Annotated in this window: 1 protein-coding gene; it reads left to right on the forward strand. The window is 40.5% G+C overall.

Annotated elements, in window-relative coordinates; genetic code table 11:
- Window positions 1–482, forward strand: a 482-nt coding sequence (locus KI375_RS27015; protein ID WP_212976441.1) for a transposase, incomplete at its 5' end; no start/stop codon positions are given.
- Between the last annotated feature and the right edge of the window lie 157 nt (window positions 483–639).

A 639-nucleotide genomic window follows, 5' to 3' on the forward strand; every position in this document is an offset into this window, starting at 1 on the left:
TCAAATATCGCGAAAACATGGCTTATGACAAAAGCACAGATACCTATACCTGCGCTAATAATCAGCAGCTGTATGTCACCCGAAACTACACGCGGACCTCGCAAACCGGCTACCAATCTCAGGTAACGGTCTACGAATGTGAAGATTGTACAGGCTGTCCGCTCAAAGAAAAATGTACGAAAGCGAAAGGGAATCGTCAACTGCATGTAGCTAAGGAATTTCTGGCTTACCGAGAAACAGCGCAAGAAAATATTCTAACAGAAGCAGGCACGTTGTATCGTATGAATCGTTCCATTCAGGTGGAAGGAACATTCGGCGTACTGAAGGAAGATTATCAACTGAAGAAGTTTCGTACGAGAGGAACAGGCAATGTACGAAACGAGCTTTTGATTCTGGCATTTGGCTATAATCTCAATAAAATACATACGAAAATCCAAGCTGATCGCCTGGATCATTATTATCATCCGTTAAAGACAGCTTAAAAAAATTTAGAAGGCGAAGCTTATTTAAGTGCGCCAAAAAACGAACAATTTCTTTTTACCACCAAAAATAAGATAGTGAATCTCAAAAAGGAGCAACCTAACATAGAAAAAAGAGCTGTCATCAAATGCATATTATGCATTCTGCGACAGCCCCTTT

This window comes from Bacillus sp. J14TS2, assembly GCF_018333015.1.
GTDB lineage: Bacteria > Bacillota > Bacilli > Bacillales > Bacillaceae_C > Lederbergia.